This is a genomic window from Dyadobacter sp. SG02 (genome assembly GCF_900109045.1).
GTDB lineage: Bacteria > Bacteroidota > Bacteroidia > Cytophagales > Spirosomataceae > Dyadobacter.
In genome coordinates this window covers 18,193-36,342 of record NZ_FNYL01000006.1, presented here as the reverse complement: position 1 = coordinate 36,342, position 18,150 = coordinate 18,193, and the positions used below count along the sequence as shown (strand labels likewise).

Below are 18,150 nucleotides of genomic sequence, written 5' to 3'. Positions count from 1 at the left end.
GGGAATGGTCAAGGGTAGTCAGGGATTGTTGAAGCAAAAAGTGCAATACCTGACCAAAAATGACAATACCTGACCAAAGACGATACCTGACCAAAAATGACAATACCTGACAACCAATGACAAGATCTGACAAAAAAAGACTCCCATCCAAATGTTACAATACACAAACACGATATCATGAAAGTCGAAATATGGAGTGATGTAATGTGCCCGTTTTGCTATATCGGCAAGCGGCGCTTTGAGAGTGCGTTGGCGGAGTTTCCGCAGCGCGACCAGATCCAGGTGGAATGGAAGAGTTTTCAACTCAATCCGCAAATGAAGACCCAGCCCGGAAAAAGCATTAATGAGTACCTGGCCGAAACCAAAGGCTGGACGCCGGATTACGCACAGCAAATGAACGACCACGTGACCAATATGGCTGCGGAGGTCGGTTTGGAATACAATATGGATAAGGCGGTATTGGCCAATTCGTTCGATGCGCACCGGTTTTTGCAGTTTGCCAAAACAAAAGGACTGGGCGATGCGGCGGAGGAACAGTTGTTCAAAGCCTATTTTACGGATGGTAAAAACACGGCCGACCACAACACACTCGTCGAACTGGGAACTGCTATCGGCGTCGACGCAACGGAATTGAAGTCGGTTTTGGAAGGAACACGTTTTAGTGAGGATGTGCGCAAAGATGTGTACGAGGCGCAGCAGGTAGGTGCCCGCGGCGTTCCGTTTTTCGTGCTCGACCGTAAATATGCGGTTTCGGGCGCGCAGCACAGCGAAACTTTCCTCGGTGCATTGCAGCAGTCGTTCGCTGAATGGGAAAAGGCTAACCCTAAACCACTCGTGAGCCTGGCTGATGGAGAGAATTGCACCATCGACGGGGAATGCGCGTAAACTGAGAATACGGATTGAAAAGCGGCATGTCGGACCTCCGGCGTGCCGCTTTGTTGTGTCCGGCCGCATCACTGGTATGGTTCTATAAGTAAAGTCAATGGCGGGGGGAAGTAATGTCATGTAATTTGTGCTAATTGCGCTAATTTGTTGCACAAAATACCTGCCTTCCAACCACCGCTATCAGCACTTTACACCCGACTATATGCGCTTTCTGGCATTATTGCTGCTCTTCCTGACCATGCAACAGCTCTCCCGGGCCGGCGGGATCCGAGGACGCATTACCACAAAAAACGGTGAATCTCTTCCCTATGCGGGCATTGCGGTGAAAGGCACGAGCAATGGGACTATGGCCAATGAGGAGGGCGAATACGAGTTTAGCCTAGCACCGGGTAACTACGAGATCATTTTTCAATATCTCGGATTTAAAAGTATTTCCAGGACCATCACCGTCGGCAACGATTTCACGGAGGTGAATGTGGAGATGGAGGAACAGGCTCTGAGCCTGCAAGAGGCTACGATCGGTAAGGGCAAGGAAGATCCCGCGTACACGATCATGCGGCGCGCGATCGCGAAGGCGCGCTTTCACCAGTTGCAAGTGCGTGGATACACGGCCAAAGTATATTCCCGCAGCACGGGCGTGGCTACCAAAATCCCTTTTTTACTTCAAAAACGGCTCAAAAAAGAAGGCGTTCAGCAGGGTAAGGCTATATTAAACGAAAGTGTCGCAGAGATCAAATACCGCCGTCCGAACAATTACAGCCAGCGTATTATTTCCACCCGCAACAGCCTCGACAACAGCATTCCTTCACCTAATGAATACATTCTGGCGAGTTTGTACAGCCCTGAAATAGCGGGCACAATTTCCCCATTGTCGCCCAAGTCATTTGCCTACTACAAATTTGAATATGAAGGCTATTTCGAAGAACGGGGGGAGATCGTCAATAAGATAAGGGTTATTCCAAAGGCCTACGGCGAAGGGGTTTTCAAGGGAAGCCTGTTCATACTCGAAGACCGCTGGGCGATCCATAGCTATGATTTGCAAACTACTACCAGCGGTTTGAACATTTCGGCCAAACAGATTTTCAGTCCCGTGCAGGGTGTCTGGATCCCGGTGAACCAGCAGTTTAAACTGAATGGCAGTTACCTCGGCTTTGCAGGCGAGTTTCGTTACCTGGTTTCTCTGACGTATGAAAAGCTCGACGTCGATCCCGGTTTGCGGGAAGACATTGTAATTGCCGACCACAAAAAAGATAACGCCCCGAAAGTGAAAGGCGGCAAAGACCTCGAAAACCTGATTCAGGCGCAGAAGGAATTTTCGACCAAAAATTTCAGGAAACTCACCAAGCAATACGAAAAGCAGCAGAAAAAAGAGCAAAAGGAACAGCTCGGCAACGACCGGCTGGTACGGCAGGATTCGATCGTGATCGATTCGATGGCCAACAAACGGGATACCACTTACTGGCAGGCGCTACGGCCAATCCCATTGACCAAATCGGAAGTTTCCAGTTACGTCTCGCAGGACAGCATCAAGGTCGTCAAGGATTCGCTAAGGGTCAAAACCAAGCCCGATTCCACGCATTTCAAGCCCATTCACCTGCTTTTGGGTAATACTTATGCATTGGGCAACCGCAATAGCTTTTATTTCAAAAGCCCTTTCCTTTCGATCAGCTACAATTCGGTGGAAGGCAATGCAATCAATTTTATCACTGAATGGCAAAAACGCTGGGAAAAATCTTCCTACATGAGCGTGCGGCCGCTCGTGCGCTACTCGTTTGGGCGAAAGCGGCTATACGGAAACCTCGAAACGAATGTGGGTGGCAGAAACTGGAATCTAGGACTCTCGGGAGGCGAAATGGCGTCCCAGATCAATAACCGTGACCCGATCCCCCCATTGCCCAACAGCGTCGCCGCGCGCTTTTTCGATCGCAGCCTGATGAAAGTCTACCAAAAACAGTTCGGGCACATTCAATATTCGCTTCGCAACATCGGCGACGTTCTCAGCCTCAATGCCAGCCTGGATTTCGAGCACCGGAAAGAACTTTTCAACCAGGAAAGCGCCCGGCCGATCATCTTCTGGAGCCAGTTCGGGTTCACACCCAACAGGCCCATTAACCGCGAGCTGGATAACACCGGCTTTGAAGACCACAATGCCTGGATTTTCGACGCTACGGCCACTCTGCGACCGTGGAGAAGGTACCTGATCCGCAATGGCGAAAAGCGGTATCTGAGAAGCCGCGGGCCTGCATTTAGTGTGAATTACAAAAGCGGCTTGGGCTTTCTGGGGGATTCCGATTATTCGATGCTGCAAGGAACCATCCGTCAGGACCTGAGCCTTGGCCCGAGGAGTAATCTCGAATATCTAGTCAATGGAGGCGGTTTTTTAAGTACCAAAACAATGTACTTCCCCGACTACCAGCATTTTATGGGTAATGAGTTTTTCTTCCAGTACGTCTACCCGCCCGACCAGTTCCGGATGCTTCCCTACTACTTATATAGTACTTCGAAATGGTTTTTCCAGACACACCTGACCTGGACAATGCAGCACTTCCTGCTCACGCGCATACAGTCGTTACGCGTGACGGGCATTTCGGAAACGTTGCAGCTGCATTACCTGCGCGTGCCTACGATGCGAAACTATTCGGAAGCCGTTTATGGAATTGATAATATCATGCGGATCGTCCGGTTGGAGGCCGTCGCACAATTCCATGGCTCACATTTCCAGGGCATGGGATGGCGCGTCGGTGCCTCCTTTCGGTTCGGACGGTAGTTATTTCACTTTCACAGCCTTGAAACGCGGAGCGGTTTTGGGGACCGTCGGCCACACGTTGTTATCAGGATCGATGTCGGCCATGCGCTGGCTAGGGTCGATTACAATGGCTTGAATATCGGAGGTGTTGCGGTCGATCGTGAAGGAATATTCAGGGTAAGTCCAGCCCCAGTCGGCCATTTGCGTGGTTTTGGCATACAACTTCTCATTCTTTTCGCCACGCATAATTTCCAGCGGAATGTAAAAATTCTCCTGGGTACCGTCCTTGTAGCTTACCACTACATCCAATGGCATTGGGATTTGGCCAATCCTTTCGAGCACCACATCGGTCTGACCCGCGTTTGAAAGCACCTCGCGGATGCTGTAATCGATCGTTTTGGTGGTTCCTACAAAATTCTCCCAGAACCAATCCAGTTCCAGCCCTGATTCCTTTTCCATAATGCGTTTCAAATCCGTCGGATTCGGGTGTTTGAACTTCCATTCATTGAAATACCGCTTCATGCCGCGTTGGAATGTTTCCTTACCCATGATATAATTGAGCTGGTTCAGGAAAACGGCGCCTTTGTTGTAGCTGGCAATGCTGTATGCCTTGTTGGTATTGTAATGGTCGGCGTGGGTGGTAAGCGGCTCTTCGATCCCCGCTTTCACCAGGCTGCGGTAACTGGTCGTAGCGGCGCGTTGCGGATCTCCTTTCGCCGGGAACAGCTCGCCCATCACGATATTTTGCGCGTAGGTCGTAAAACCTTCGTCCATCCATGGGTATTTCGATTCATTCGTGCCCAAAAGTCCCTGAAACCAGCTATGAATGGATTCATGAACGGTTACGCTCGTCAGCGAATGCAGGCTTAAACGGCCCGTAATAAGCGTCGCCATCGGATATTCCATACCGCCATCGCCGCCCTGGATCACCGAATATTGCTTGTAAGGATAACGCCCGAACTGCTCGTTCATGATCTTGAACGAACGTACCGCAAGCGGCTCCATTTGTTTCCATGAATTAGCTAGTGTGTCCGTTTGGTAGAAGAAGTGCAGGTCAAGGTTATCATCTACTTTCACGACATCGTGCTGGTAATCGCGGTCGGCGGCCCACATGAAATCGTGCACTTCCGGCGCTATGAAATGCCAGGTAAGGCGCTCGCCTGGTTTGTGCGTGACATTTTTATTGGAATACCCGTGACCGATTTTATCAGGATTCTGTAAATAGCCGGTTCCCGCAATCGTATACGCCGCATCCATCGTGATTTTTACGTCAAAATCACCCCATATTCCATAGAACTCGCGACCGATGTAAGGATTGGCATGCCAGCCTTCATAATCGTACTCCGACATTTTGGGATACCATTGCGCCATTGAATAATCGATACCTTCCGCATTGGCGCGACCGGTGCGGCGGATCTGCAACGGCACCTGCGCTTCGAACGCCATATCGAAGGTGTGTTGCGACTTGGGCAGGATCTTTTCGTTCAAAGTCACTTCGAGAATGGTACCCACCACCTCGTATTTTAGCGACTTCCCATTCTGTTTGAGAGAAAGCACTTTTTCGTAACCGATTTCGGCAGGCGACAATTTGGAAATACGATCCTTCACCCGCGTATCCGGATCGCTGATCGAGCGCGAGCGGACGTCCATCTGGCTGCCGGGCTGGAAAGCGTTCAGGTATAAATGATAAAATACCTTTTGAAGTGTATCGGGGGAATTGTTGGTGTAAACGAGTTTTTGGGTGCCTTTGTACTGGTGTTTGACAGCGTCAAAATCAATCTCCATCTGGTACTTCGCGCGCTGCTGCCAACGGTCACTTTGTGCTGAAACCTGGAACGCCAGCGCGACCAGCAATAGCACGGATAAATTAAACTTCATTCGGACGTTAGTAATTTGATTAAACCGCAAATTACGTCAATCCCCTCGAAACTGTGCATCATTCTCCACAAAAAACCTCATTTTAAAGCATTTGCAGTGGTTTAATGCGTTTGCAGCGCATTTGCAGGCCTGGCATAGTGTTGGTAATTATTGGTTCAGAAATCAATAATCAAAAACCTAAATATTTGTCAATCATGCTAAGATGGACCGTAATATTTCTGATCATCGCTATCGTTGCCGGTATCCTCGGATTCGGTGGTATAGCGGCAGGCGCAGCCGGAATTGCTAAAATTCTTTTCTTCGTATTCCTCGTACTCTTCGTGCTAAGCTTATTAAGCCGTGGTGTCGGGCGATCCTGACGACTTTCGGCAATACAACAAATGAAAAAAGCGGACTCGATGTCCGCTTTTTTCGTATTTCTTATTCCCATTCGATGGTTGCCGGTGGCTTCGAAGAAATGTCGTAAACGACCCTGTTCACCCCTTTTACCTTATTGATAATGTCGTTGGAAACTTCGGCGAGGAAATCGTACGGCAAATGCGCCCAATCGGCGGTCATACCATCGACCGACGTCACCGCGCGTAGCGCGACCACGCGCTCGTACGTGCGCTCGTCGCCCATTACGCCTACGCTTTGCACAGGAAGGAGCATTGCGCCAGCCTGCCAAACGTCCTTATAGAGATTCCATTTACGAAGGCCACCGATAAAGATCGCGTCCACTTCTTGCAGGATAGCGACTTTCTCAGGTGTGATTTCACCGAGGATACGGATCGCCAGACCCGGTCCGGGGAACGGATGGCGGCTGAGAATTTTCTCATCGATACCCAGTGTACGTCCAACCGCCCGTACCTCGTCTTTGAACAAAGTATTCAGCGGCTCAACCACTTTCAGTTTCATAAAATCAGGCAGACCACCCACATTATGGTGCGACTTGATCGTCGCCGAAGGGCCTTTTACCGAAACGGATTCGATCACGTCCGGATAAATAGTGCCCTGTCCGAGCCACTTCACATCCTCGATCAAATGTGCTTCCTGGTCGAAAATATCGATAAATGACTTTCCGATCGCCTTACGTTTCGCTTCGGGTTCGCTCAATCCGTCGAGCGACTGGTAAAAGTGTGATTTGGAATCCACACCTTTAATATTGAGGCCCATATTTTGGTAAGAATTCAGCACCTGCTCGAATTCATCCTTACGCAACAGACCGTTGTCTACGAAAATACAATACAAATTCTGGCCGATCGCGTGGTGTACCAGCGTAGCAGCCACCGTAGAATCCACACCGCCCGACAATGCCATTACGACCTTATCGTTGCCCAGTTTCTTGCGAAGCTGGTCGATGGTATGCTCTACAAACGAATCGGAAGTCCAGTCCTGCTTGCACCCACAAATATTCACTACGAAGTTGTGGAGAAGCTTTTTGCCCTCGGTAGTATGCGTAACCTCGGGGTGAAACTGGATACCATATGTGAGTTCATCCTCCACTTTAAATGCAGCCACCTTCACTGATTCCGTGGAAGCGATCACGTGGAAGTTTTGCGGCGCGCGAACGATCGTGTCACCATGCGACATCCACACCTGCGACGACTCCGACAAACCGGCCAGCAACGAGGAATCCGAGTCATCGATTTCCAGTCTTGCGCGGCCATACTCGCGGTGCTGCGAAGGTTTCACCTCGCCGCCCAGCTCCTGCGCCAGCAACTGCGCGCCATAGCATACGCCCAAAAGGGGCAATGTTTTGCGGAATTTGTTGAGATCTACGCGAGGAGAATCTTCATCTCTTACCGAGCAGGGACTACCTGAGAGAATTACACCTTTGACGTTGGGAGTGAGTTCGGGGAAGTTGTTGTATGGGTGGATTTCACAATAAACATTCAGTTCGCGAACTCTGCGTGCAATTAACTGGGTGTACTGTGAGCCAAAATCTAAAATCAGAATTTGTTCAGTCATATATATGCTATCTAAAACGCAAAGGTAGGGAGATTGGGGGAAAACCAAAAAACGAAGTTGAAACTTCGCCACTTCTGACGCTCAAACAGCTATTTAACCGTTTAAACTTTTTTCCAGCCAATATGCAACTTCCTTTTATCCCTTTGTATCTATAAGCCGAAAGATAGCCACACACCATTTATATAACATTCACGCCTTTTATGTAATCGAAGGTTCTATGTTATACCCAGTACCTATCTTTGCAGTGTACCTAATGGAACAACTCACCCCGGGTACGCTGAACTTTTAACTATTAGCCATGAAAATCTTAATGAACCTAACTGCAGCGCTGATGCTGGGCAGTGGATTTGTGCACGCACAAGCTCCCCAGCCACTTACCGGAAAAGGAAAAGTCACCGGCGCGGTGCTTGATGAAAAGTCGCAACCGTTCCCGTTTGTGAACATTCTTTTGCTCCAAGCCAAAGACTCCGTGCTTGTAACAGGACTTGCTGCCGATGAGCAGGGCAAATTTGCATTCGACCAGGTGGCGGAAGGCAAGTACCTCACGCTGATCTCGATGGTAGGATATCAAAAAAGTTATAGTGAACCATTCAACGTAAAAGACACTCCCGTAAACCTTCCCACTTTTACCTTAAAATCGGATATCAAATCGCTGAACGAGGTGACCGTCGTAGCGAAAAAACCATTCATCGAACAGCAAATCGACCGGACGGTGGTGAATGTGGAAAACAGCATTGTTTCAGCAGGCGCTACCGCGTTGGAAGTGCTCGAACGCGCGCCGGGTGTAACGGTCGATCAGCAGAACGAGCAATTGAAACTGCGTGGTAAGGAAGGTGTGATTGTTCAAATAGATGGAAAACAGACTTTTTTGTCCCAACAAGAACTCATTACGCTTCTGCGCAACACGCCCAGCGATAATATCGAGAAGATCGAGCTGATCACGAACCCTTCGGCCAAATATGACGCGGCGGGTAACTCGGGAATCATCAATATTAAAATGAAGCGCAACAAGAACTACGGCACCAACGGGAATATCAACCTTGGCGGGGCGTGGGCGAAATATGGTCGCGCGAATGCGACCGCGACGCTCAACCACCGGGCCGGAAAAATAAGCACATTCATCAACGGCGGCGCTTTTTATAACAAAGGATTCAACAACAACGACATTTACCGCACGATTCCTTACGAGGATAAAGTGACGATCTTCGACCAGCATACCGAGCGGATCAACAGATCGGAATACTATAATGTGCGTGCCGGCCTCGACTACTTTGCAACGGACAAAACCACTGTTGGCGTACTGGTTTCCGGTTTCTACAACGATTGGAGCAACCCGTTCGGACAAACCAACACCCGGATCCTGAACGAAGACCTGAGCCTGCAACGGACTTTCCGGACAGACGTTTTCAATGGCGGTAAAATGAACAATATCAGTTCCAACCTGAACCTGAAACACCAGTTCAACGACAAAGGAAAAGAACTGACTTTCGACCTGGATTACGTGCATTACGGCGGCAAAAAGAAGAGCGACCTCGATACCCGCTATTTCAAAGCGGACGGTACGCCGGACGAAGCCGCTACCGAAATGGTGCGTAACGATATGCCTTCGGACATCAACATTGCGATGGCGAAGCTGGATTACACCCAAACGATCGGCAAAGGCAAGTTCGAAACCGGTTTGAAATCGAGCTACGTGACTTCGGATAATGATATGGTGTTCGAAACTTTCGCAGACAGCTGGCAATTTGACCCAAGCCGCTCGAACCGTTTCAAGTACACTGAAAACGTGAATGCGGCTTATGCGAACTATGCCGGTGCTATTTCGAAAAAGATCAAGTACCAGCTGGGCGTCCGCGCAGAACACACGCATTCGATCGGTAACTCGGTTACGTTGAACCAGAAACGCGACAGAAATTATATTAACTTTTTCCCCAGCGTGTTCCTGTCGAACCAGTTGGATACAAACAACGTGATCAACCTTTCGTACAGCCGTCGGATCGATCGTCCGAATTACCAGTCGCTGAACCCGTTTGAGTTTTATCTTGACCCATACACATTCGCGAAAGGCAATCCGAACCTGAGACCGCAGTACACACATTCGTTTCAATTAGTACACGTTTACAAAAACGCATTGAACACGACGCTGGCATACAGCCGCATCAAGGACATGATCGCGGACGAACTGCCACAGCAAATCGCATCGGAGAACAAAACGTTTGTCACATCGGATAACCTCGACAACCAGGATAACATCAGCCTGACCGTCTCTTTCCCGATACCCGTCACTAAATGGTGGCAAGTGCAGGCGAACTTTACTGGTGTTTACAACCATTACAAGTCATATTACCTGGAACAACAGCTCGAAATCAAGCAGACGTCATGGAATATGTATGCCAGCAATCAATTTACTATCGGTAAGGGATGGTCCGCTGAGCTCTCCGGATGGTATAATAGCAGACAGTTCTATGGATTGTACGCGGCCCGCCCGATGGGGATGATCAATGCAGGTTTGCAAAAGAATATCCTGAACAAAAAAGGAACGATCCGCTTCAATGTGAACGATATCTTCTGGACCAACCGATTCAACGGTACGGCTGTGTACAAGGATATCAATTTCAAAGTGCGTTCCGAATGGCCCAGCCGCCAGTTCAGACTGACCTTCACATACAACTTCGGTAACCAGAACGTGAAGGGTGCCCGCCAGCGCAACACCGGGTCGGATGATTTGCAGAAACGCGCAGGCGGCAATTAAAAGTGGAATTCCGGTCGAACGAGACCAGTGTTCATAAATTAGTTAGGTTTGTTATGCAGAAAATCCATCCCGCGATGTGCGGGATGGATTTCTTTTTTGATATAAACCTAAAAAGTGAAATGCTTACGCTTGCAATGCGGCAACACCCGGAAGAACTTTGCCTTCCATGTATTCGAGCAATGCGCCGCCACCGGTTGAAACGTAGCTCACGCGGTCGCCGTAACCTGCATTGTTGATCGCCGAAGCCGAGTCGCCACCACCGATGAGTGAGAATGCGTCGTTTTCTTCGGTTACCGACACCACCGCCTCAGCGATTGCATTGGTTCCTTGCGCGAAGTTCGGGAACTCGAATACGCCCATCGGGCCGTTCCAGAGTACAGTTTTGGAGTTTTTGATGATATCGCTGAAAATTTTGGCAGTTTCAGGACCGATATCGAGGCCTTCCCACTCGTCGGGAATGTTACCGGCTTCTACCACTTTACGCTCGGCATCGTTCGAGAATTTGTCGGCGATAACGGTATCCACCGGTAATACCAGGTTAATACCTTTCGCTTTCGCTTTTTCAATGAGTTCCAAAGTAAGGTCCTGCTTGTCGGCTTCGAGCAACGACTTGCCGATGCTTCCGCCTTGTGCTTTGGAGAATGTATAGGACATACCGCCGCCGATGATCAGGTTATCAACCTTGTCGAGCAGGCGTTCGATGATCAGGATTTTGTCGGAAATTTTAGCACCGCCCATGATCGCAGTGAAAGGTCTTTCTGAATGTTCCAGAAGTCTTTCCGCGTTATCCAGCTCCGCTTGCATTACATAACCGCAAACTTTATCCGCAAAGAATTTACCGATCACAGCTGTGGAAGCGTGCGCGCGGTGTGCGGTACCGAATGCATCCATTACCCACACATCACCCAGTTTCGAAAGTTTCTCGGCGAATTCTTCGTTACCTTTTTCTTCTTCTTTATAAAAACGCAGGTTTTCGAGCAACAGAACTTCTCCCGGTTGCAATGCAGCGGCCAGCTCCGTAGCGCTTTCGCCAATGCAATCGTCGGCAAACTTCACCGTCTTGCCCAGGATCAGGGAAAGCGGGTTTACCAGGTGTTTCAGGGAGTACTTTTCGGTAGGACCGTCCTTGGGGCGACCCAGGTGTGACATTAAAATGACGGAACCGCCGTCATTAAGAATCTTACTGATTGTAGGAATGGTCGCACGGATACGGGTATCGTCCGTGATCTCAAATTTTTCATTAAGCGGGACATTGAAATCCACGCGAACCAGGGCTTTTTTCCCTGAAAAATCATAAGAATCTAATGTTGTCATGGGCAGGTAAAATTGTTTTCCATAGAGAGCAAATGTAAATCAATTTCTTAATTATATACTATGCTTTTCAGAAAAGGCGGCGCGCTTAATAGCTATAATCCTATTTTTACCTTTCATTTTTCTATAAAAACAGGAATTAACCAAATTTTAATATAAACCGTCCCGTACTTGCCGGGCAGCGGTAGCCGTTCCGTTTTCCATGGGAAAATCACTGATAATTTTAATATCCTGAAATAGATATTTTTGGTAACTTTATTTCTTCATCAACTCAAAAAGTAACCGTTTTGTCTGCCGAATTGACCGATCCGTTCGCCCAGGAACAGGTGTTTCCCACGGATTTACCGCCCAAATACTATCTCGAATATTTCAACTACGTGCTCGCGTTCGTACGCAAGCGCTACGCGCACATCCTGCACGGGAGCGAGCTGGAATTCCTGGACAATTACGAGTCGCTTTCGGAAGACGCGCAATGCCTCTTTATCCGTTTCAGCAACCGCAGCAAATCGTTTTTCCGTAGCAATAGCCTCTCCTACTCCGAAATCGGGGACATGCCCGCCGTGCTCACCGAACTGCTCGAACGCGACTTTATCGAAACGCTCTGTGAAGCGCACGAAAGCCGGTTCACGGAGGTGATCGATCTTTTCACCAAACCCGAATTGCTGGAATTCACGAAACTGCTCCAACCGGACATTATGCCTTCGAAAAGCATTAAAAAGCCCGATCTGGTGCGCTGGTTGCTGTACGAATATGATTTTGCCGTGCTTTGCGAGGTGATCGGAGCATTGGAACCAGTGGTGAAAGTATCGTTCGAAGCAGAGGTAATGCTGATGAAGTTTCTCTTCTTCGGCAACCGCTATGCCGATATGACCGAATTTGTCGTTCGCGACCTGGGGCACGTGCGGTTTCAATCGTTCGACGAGCAATACCTTTCTATTCAGTTCGATACGCGGAAGGATGCAGACGATACATTGATGGTGTCGCTGATGAAGGAAACTTTCGACATTATCAAACAAGACCTGCCGCCGGAAGAGATTTACGACTGGTTTATGAACTGGCAGGCAGCAAGCGGCACCGGGCTCAGCCATAAGGCATTACCTTCATTCAATACATTTATATTAAAAGTAAGTGCCTGGCTGGAACGCAAGAAAATGCTTTCGCAGGCGCTTACCATCTACCAGCTCACGAGCGACGCCCCCGCCCGCGAGCGGCGCGTGCGATTGCTTTATAACCTGGGTGAAATCGACGAAGCACTGGCCTTATGCGAGGAAATCGCCGAAAGCCCGCAGAATGCCGACGAGCGCTTTTTCAGCCTCGATTTTTATGAAAAGATTAAAAACAAAAAAGCCCGGACCGTCAAAAGGACGACCCAGGCTTTAAAAGCTGCCGAAGCGATTGAAGTACCGGTTTCCTTTCGTTTCCGGGTGGAATTCGGTGCGATAACCTATTACCAGGAGCAGGGTTACAATGCGTTTTTTAGCGAAAACGAACCATGGCGTGCATTGTTCGGGCTGCTGTTCTGGGATATTATTTATGATACCAATGTCCAGACGATCCATAACCCGCTGCAACGCATTCCGTCGGACTTCTTCCTGCCCGATTTCTATTTCAAACGGTCGGAACAGTTGAAAGAACGGCTCGCCGCCGCGCACTCGCGGGAGATCATCGACGAGCTCGTTACACAAACATTTACAGATAAATACGGCATTACCAATGTGCTCGTGCCGTGGTATGACGGCGCATTGGACAAAGTTTTGACTTTAACTTCCCTTTTGAGCCCCGAAAAGATCCACAAGATCATGCTCGAAATGGCGCTGAACCTCCGTGAAAACACCCGCGGCTTTCCCGACTTGCTGGTCTGGAACGACGACGACTACGCATTCATCGAAATCAAATCGCCTACGGACCACCTTTCGTCGCGGCAGCTGCATTGGCAGCATTTCTTTGCCGAGCATGGCGTACAGAGCCGGATCGTGCGGGTGAACTGGATCAAGGAGAACATTAATCTAATGTAAACTCCGCCGTCACAGGCAGGTGGTCCGATGCATATTTCTCGTCGATCACCTTCGTATTGGCACTTTTCAGTTGGTTACCCTGCTTGTGCATGATGAAATCGATTGTCTTTTTCGGCACTTCCACCGGGATGGTCGGCTTGCAATCTGTGCAGGAACGCGTGAAATACTTGTCGAAATAGGCGATTACCGGGCTTTCGGGCGTAGCATTGAAATCGCCGGCGAGGATCATCGGCATTTCAGTTTTTCCAAAATGCTCCATAATCGTTTCCGCCTGATGAATGCGGTTAGGCTCCTTTAAACCCAAATGCGTGCTGGCGAAGATCAGTTTGCGGTTATCCGGCAGCTTCACGGTTACCGCGGCGATCGTGCGGTCTTCTTCTTTCAATTCCGGGCGGATAGGCAATGCAAACTTCGCCGAGTCGACGATCGGGAATTTTGTCAGAACAGCCACACCATAGTCGCCTCCCTGGTGGTCGATCGCTTTGGAAAAATAGAATTTCATGCCGGTAAGCGCGGCCAGTTGCTGCGCCTGGTTTTTGCCTTTACCGGAACGTTCGGTATTGACGTCGACTTCCTGCAATGCCACGAAATCAGGCTTTTCGGCATTGATCACTTTCGCAATCGCTTCCACATCGATTTTGTCACCAGCCGAGGGCGGGTTACAGTGGTGGATGTTGTAGGTCATCACTTTGAAGCGTTGCTTTTTTGCGGGCTGGTCGGGCAACGTACCGGCTAGTACGTTGGCGGACAGGAGCATAAACAATGGTAAGAAGTACTTTTTCATCGGTGGTACGAAGATTAAGGTAAATAATGCGCCAAAAATAGCGTTTGAAATCCAGAATTAACGCCGCCCGGTAACCCGTTTCGGTTTATCATCCAATCAAATTTCAGCGAGTCAGGCATTTTTCATTATCATTACACATTCATTAACAATCCTCGCTTCATGAAGCTAAGAAAACTCTTGATCGCCGCCGCCGCATTCACGGGCCTCGGCGTCGCGCATGCACAAACCAGGCCGGAGGATGTGAAAGGTTTCACGCTGGCCAACGGCATGAAATTCCTCGTCCTGGAAGACCATTCGATCCCGACCGCGAATATGTACCTTTTCTGGAAAGTCGGCTCGCGAAACGAAGTCCACGGCATTACCGGCCTCTCCCACTTCTTCGAACACATGATGTTCAACGGTTCCAAAAACTACGGCCCGAAGCAGTTCGACCGCGTAATGGAAGCCAACGGCGGTTCCAACAATGCTTACACTTCCGAAAACGTGACCGTCTACACCGACTGGTTTCAAAAAGACGCATTGGAAACGATTTTCAAACTTGAATCCGACCGGATCGGCCACCTTTCCATTGATCCTAAAATGGTCGAAAGCGAGCGCGGCGTGGTACTTTCCGAACGCAGTACCGGGCTGGAAAACAGCAATTACAGGCTACTGGGCGAGCTGGTGCAATCCGTCGCATTCCAGGAGCATCCTTATATGTTCCCGGTGATCGGCTTTGAATCCGACATTAAAAGCTGGACGCAATCCGATTTGGAGAATTATTTCAAAACCTATTATTCGCCCAACAATGCGACCGTTGTGGTGGCAGGTGATATTAAGTTTGATGAGGTCAAAAAACTGGCCGACCAATACATGGCACCGCTGCCCGCGCGTGGCCTGCCCCCAAAGATCCGCACCGTGGAGCCGCCACAGAATGGCGAGCGCCGCGTGACTACTTACAAGGACATTACCACGCCGAATATCATCCTCGCCTACCATGTCCCCGAAACGGCCCACGCAGACTACTACGCGCTCGACCTGTTCAGCAGTTTGCTGAGCTCGGGTAATTCCTCTCGGCTGGTGAAATCGCTGGTGATGGATACGACCATCGCTTCCAGCGTTTCCACCGGTCTTGATAATGGCTTCGACCCGACATTATTTGTCGTTTTCGGTGTGGCTGGCGACAACGTCTCAGCACCTGACCTTGAAAAAGCCATTGAAAAACAGATCGATATGGTCATCCAGAATGGGGTAACCGACGCGGAATTGCAGAAAGTGAAAAACCAGAAGCTGATGGAATTCTATCACACGCTGGAAACCATCAATGGAAAGGCCAACAGTCTCGGGACGTACGATGTGTTTTTTGGCGACTATAAAAAGATGTTCGAAGCGCCAGAGAACTACAAAAAGGTCACGGTCGACGACATCAAACGCGTAGCGGCCCAATATTTCACCGAGCGCAACCGGACGGTAGGTTACCTGCTTCCCGAAAAATCGAAATAACAGCCATTCAAATTTAAATTGGAATGAAAAACATACTAATGCTGGTACTCGCCTTGTGTGCATTGGCGGCTAAGGCGCAGAATAATTTCAAAGTACCTCCCTACGAGACATTCAAACTCAAAAACGGGCTCACCGTATACCTGATGGAGCAACACGAGGTACCGCTGATCAACGTTTCGGCGGTATTCGATGCCGGTTCGATCAACGACGGCGAGCGTTACGGCCTCGCAAGCCTGACGGCCGACGCATTGCTTTTCGGCACGCAGAAATACACCAAGGCGCAAATCGAAGAAATGACCGATTACGTCGGCGCGAGCCTTTCTACTTATGCTTCAAAGGACAATGCAGGTCTGGCAGCTTCATTTGCCGTGAAAGACCAGGAAAAACTATTCGAACTGATCCAGCAGGTACTCATACACCCGGTATTCGACGCCACCGAATTCGATAAACACAAACAGCGGACATTACTCGAACTCGCGCAGGCGAAGGAAAGCCCGCGGCAGGTGATCGGCAACTACTACAATACATTTCTGTTCGGCAATTTCCCTTACGCGACGCCCACGACCGGGAGCAAATCAACGGTCGAGAAAATTGATGTAGCGGCAGTGAAAGCATTTTACCAAAGCAATTACACCACCGGCAAAGGTGCTATTTCGATCGTCGGCGATTTCAAGGCGGCCGATATGAAGAAGAAGATTACCGCATTATTCGGTGAATGGAAAACAGCGCCTGCGAGAATGGTGAAACGCGTGGCGCCCAACCTGGAATTTGACAAAGCGCGCGTACTACTGGTGAACAAGGACGACGCCCGCGAAACCACGTTCATGATCGGCGGCAAAGGTATCGACTACAACTCGCCGGATTACGTGCCGGTGGTGGTGATCAATACCATTCTGGGAGGCCGGTTTACTTCCTGGCTGAACGATGCATTGCGTGTAAATTCAGGTTTGACTTACGGTGCAGGCAGCCGTTTCACCCGCTACAAATACGCAGGCACATTCGGGATCAGCACTTTTACCAAAAACTCCACAACCGTTCCGGCGATCGACATGGCATTGAGCGTGCTGGACAGCCTTCACAAAACCGGTATCAACGAAGAAATCCTCGCGTCCGCGAAAGCGTATGTGAAAGGCGATTTCCCGCCGGATTACGAATCGGCAGGAGCATTGGCGAGATTATTGACGGATATGTTTACCTATAACTTCGACGAGAGTTTTATCAATACATTCCAATCCAAAGTGGATGGACTAACGGTAGCGCAGGCGAAAGAAATTATCGCCACCTATTTCCCGAAAGACAAGCTGCAATTTGTGTTTGTAGGAAAGGCCTCGGAGATTAAAGAGCAGCTTAAAAAATATGGCGAGGTGAGCGAAAAGCAGATCAAGGCCGACGGGTTTTAGTATATCAATCACAGGTGCTGCTTTAAAGAATACCTATCTAAAACAATCAACGAAATGACAATGAAAAAACTAATCGGTCTGGGCTGTCTGGCGGCTGCATTGCTGGGCGGGAGCGACCTTTTTGCGCAGGGCAAAGTGTATACCGCGCCGATCGGGTTACAGGCATATACTTTCCGCGGCAGCTGGGGCAAGGGCATTGAAGCGACGCTGGATACTATTAAATCCCTCGGCGTGACGGAAATGGAGGGTGGCCCCATTGCCGGCATGACCACCGAAGAACTCCGCAAGCAACTCGACAAACGCGGTATTAAAATGAAATCCATCGGAGCGGACTACAAAAAGCTGAGCGAAAGCACCGAACAGACCATTAAGGATGCCAAAATCCTGGGCGCTACCTACGTGATGGTAGCCTGGATTCCTCACGAAAAAGGCAATTTCAACCTGGAAACCGCGAAAAAAGCGGTCGCAGATTTCAATAAGGCCGGTAAAGAACTGAAAGAAGCCGGTATTTCGCTTACCTACCATAACCACGGCTACGAGTTTGTGCCTTACGAAGACGGCACATTGTTTGACTACATTGTTAAAAACACCAATCCGGAATACGTTAACTTCGAAATGGACGTCCTCTGGACCGCATTCCCTGGACAAGATCCGGCGAAACTGCTTTTGAAATACCCCACCCGCTGGAAGCTGATGCACCTCAAAGACCTCAAAAAAGGTGTAAAAGGCGACCTCTCAGGCGGTACGCCAACTACGAACGACGTAGCACTGGGAACAGGCCAGATAGACATCCCGGCAACTTTGAAAGCGGCGAAGAAAGTGGGTATCAAGCATTATTTTATAGAGGATGAAAGCCCTTCGTATTTGAAGCAGATTCCCGTGACGATCGCTTACATTAAAAGTATTAAGGAATAACAGCGCTTGCGCTGGTACGAATCTCCTGATTC

The 18,150-nt window shown here is 49.4% G+C and carries 12 protein-coding genes; 8 read left to right on the top strand and 4 right to left on the bottom strand.

What is annotated here, in order from left to right:
• Positions 1-177: 177 nt before the first annotated feature.
• Both BMW93_RS15485 and BMW93_RS15480 read left to right on the top strand, forming a co-directional pair.
• Positions 178-885 (top strand): DsbA family oxidoreductase, encoded by a 708-nt coding sequence (locus tag BMW93_RS15485; RefSeq protein WP_090377814.1) that lies wholly within the window; start codon positions 178-180, stop codon positions 883-885.
• A 127-nt stretch (positions 886-1,012) separates the two neighbouring features.
• Complete coding sequence (locus BMW93_RS15480) at positions 1,013-3,652, top strand: DUF5686 and carboxypeptidase regulatory-like domain-containing protein (RefSeq protein ID WP_229240473.1); 2,640 nt, start codon at positions 1,013-1,015, stop codon at positions 3,650-3,652.
• Here the strand turns inward: BMW93_RS15480 and BMW93_RS15475 are convergent, their stop codons facing one another.
• The gene (locus BMW93_RS15475) at positions 3,653-5,509 is read right to left on the bottom strand and encodes a M1 family metallopeptidase (RefSeq protein ID WP_090377808.1); all 1,857 of its coding nucleotides are present in this window, start codon (positions 5,507-5,509) and stop codon (positions 3,653-3,655) included.
• A 194-nt stretch (positions 5,510-5,703) separates the two neighbouring features.
• Between BMW93_RS15475 and BMW93_RS15470 the strand changes: the two genes are divergently transcribed.
• The gene (locus tag BMW93_RS15470; protein WP_019940565.1) at positions 5,704-5,868 is read left to right on the top strand and encodes a DUF1328 family protein; all 165 of its coding nucleotides are present in this window, start codon (positions 5,704-5,706) and stop codon (positions 5,866-5,868) included.
• 61 nt (positions 5,869-5,929) lie between these two features.
• Here the strand turns inward: BMW93_RS15470 and guaA are convergent, their stop codons facing one another.
• On the bottom strand, positions 5,930-7,459 hold the full coding sequence (gene guaA / locus BMW93_RS15465) for a glutamine-hydrolyzing GMP synthase (RefSeq protein WP_090377805.1): 1,530 nt from the start codon (positions 7,457-7,459) through the stop codon (positions 5,930-5,932).
• Positions 7,460-7,769: 310 nt separating this feature from the next.
• On the opposite strand from guaA, the gene BMW93_RS15460 reads away from it, so the two are divergent.
• On the top strand, positions 7,770-10,211 hold the full coding sequence (locus BMW93_RS15460) for an outer membrane beta-barrel protein (RefSeq protein ID WP_229240471.1): 2,442 nt from the start codon (positions 7,770-7,772) through the stop codon (positions 10,209-10,211).
• Between the two features lie 123 nt (positions 10,212-10,334).
• Here the strand turns inward: BMW93_RS15460 and BMW93_RS15455 are convergent, their stop codons facing one another.
• On the bottom strand, positions 10,335-11,525 hold the full coding sequence (locus tag BMW93_RS15455; protein ID WP_090377799.1) for a phosphoglycerate kinase: 1,191 nt from the start codon (positions 11,523-11,525) through the stop codon (positions 10,335-10,337).
• 284 nt (positions 11,526-11,809) lie between these two features.
• On the opposite strand from BMW93_RS15455, the gene BMW93_RS15450 reads away from it, so the two are divergent.
• On the top strand, positions 11,810-13,537 hold the full coding sequence (locus BMW93_RS15450; protein ID WP_090377797.1) for a VRR-NUC domain-containing protein: 1,728 nt from the start codon (positions 11,810-11,812) through the stop codon (positions 13,535-13,537).
• On the opposite strand, the gene BMW93_RS15445 is transcribed toward BMW93_RS15450, so the two are convergent.
• Positions 13,524-14,321: an endonuclease/exonuclease/phosphatase family protein gene (locus BMW93_RS15445; protein ID WP_090377794.1), complete on the bottom strand. Its 798-nt coding sequence runs from the start codon at positions 14,319-14,321 to the stop codon at positions 13,524-13,526. The two genes, BMW93_RS15450 and BMW93_RS15445, sit on opposite strands and share 14 nt — an antisense overlap.
• A 159-nt stretch (positions 14,322-14,480) precedes the next feature.
• On the opposite strand from BMW93_RS15445, the gene BMW93_RS15440 reads away from it, so the two are divergent.
• Genes BMW93_RS15440 through BMW93_RS15430 form a run of 3 tightly spaced genes read left to right on the top strand, consistent with a single transcriptional unit; the run spans position 14,481 to position 18,118 of the window.
• Entirely contained in the window at positions 14,481-15,803 is a 1,323-nt protein-coding gene (locus BMW93_RS15440; protein WP_090377791.1) for a pitrilysin family protein, read from the top strand.
• 23 nt (positions 15,804-15,826) lie between these two features.
• Positions 15,827-17,203, top strand: coding sequence for a pitrilysin family protein (locus BMW93_RS15435; protein WP_090377788.1), 1,377 nt, complete (start codon positions 15,827-15,829; stop codon positions 17,201-17,203).
• A gap of 60 nt (positions 17,204-17,263) precedes the next feature.
• Positions 17,264-18,118, top strand: a complete 855-nt coding sequence (locus tag BMW93_RS15430; protein ID WP_090377785.1) for a sugar phosphate isomerase/epimerase — start codon at positions 17,264-17,266, stop codon at positions 18,116-18,118.
• Positions 18,119-18,150 lie beyond the last annotated feature (32 nt).

Excerpts from the sequence above, each read along its gene's own strand:
- BMW93_RS15485 (WP_090377814.1), top strand. The coding sequence starts at position 178 with ATGAAAGTCGAAATATGGAGTGATGTAATGTGCCCGTTTTGCTATATC.
- BMW93_RS15440 (WP_090377791.1), top strand. The coding sequence starts at position 14,481 with ATGAAGCTAAGAAAACTCTTGATCGCCGCCGCCGCATTCACGGGCCTC.
- BMW93_RS15470 (WP_019940565.1), top strand. The coding sequence starts at position 5,704 with ATGCTAAGATGGACCGTAATATTTCTGATCATCGCTATCGTTGCCGGT.
- BMW93_RS15435 (WP_090377788.1), top strand. The coding sequence starts at position 15,827 with ATGAAAAACATACTAATGCTGGTACTCGCCTTGTGTGCATTGGCGGCT.
- BMW93_RS15445 (WP_090377794.1), bottom strand. The coding sequence starts at position 14,321 with ATGAAAAAGTACTTCTTACCATTGTTTATGCTCCTGTCCGCCAACGTA.
- BMW93_RS15430 (WP_090377785.1), top strand. The coding sequence starts at position 17,264 with ATGAAAAAACTAATCGGTCTGGGCTGTCTGGCGGCTGCATTGCTGGGC.
- BMW93_RS15460 (WP_229240471.1), top strand. The coding sequence starts at position 7,770 with ATGAACCTAACTGCAGCGCTGATGCTGGGCAGTGGATTTGTGCACGCA.
- BMW93_RS15455 (WP_090377799.1), bottom strand. The coding sequence starts at position 11,525 with ATGACAACATTAGATTCTTATGATTTTTCAGGGAAAAAAGCCCTGGTT.
- guaA (WP_090377805.1), bottom strand. The coding sequence starts at position 7,459 with ATGACTGAACAAATTCTGATTTTAGATTTTGGCTCACAGTACACCCAG.
- BMW93_RS15475 (WP_090377808.1), bottom strand. The coding sequence starts at position 5,509 with ATGAAGTTTAATTTATCCGTGCTATTGCTGGTCGCGCTGGCGTTCCAG.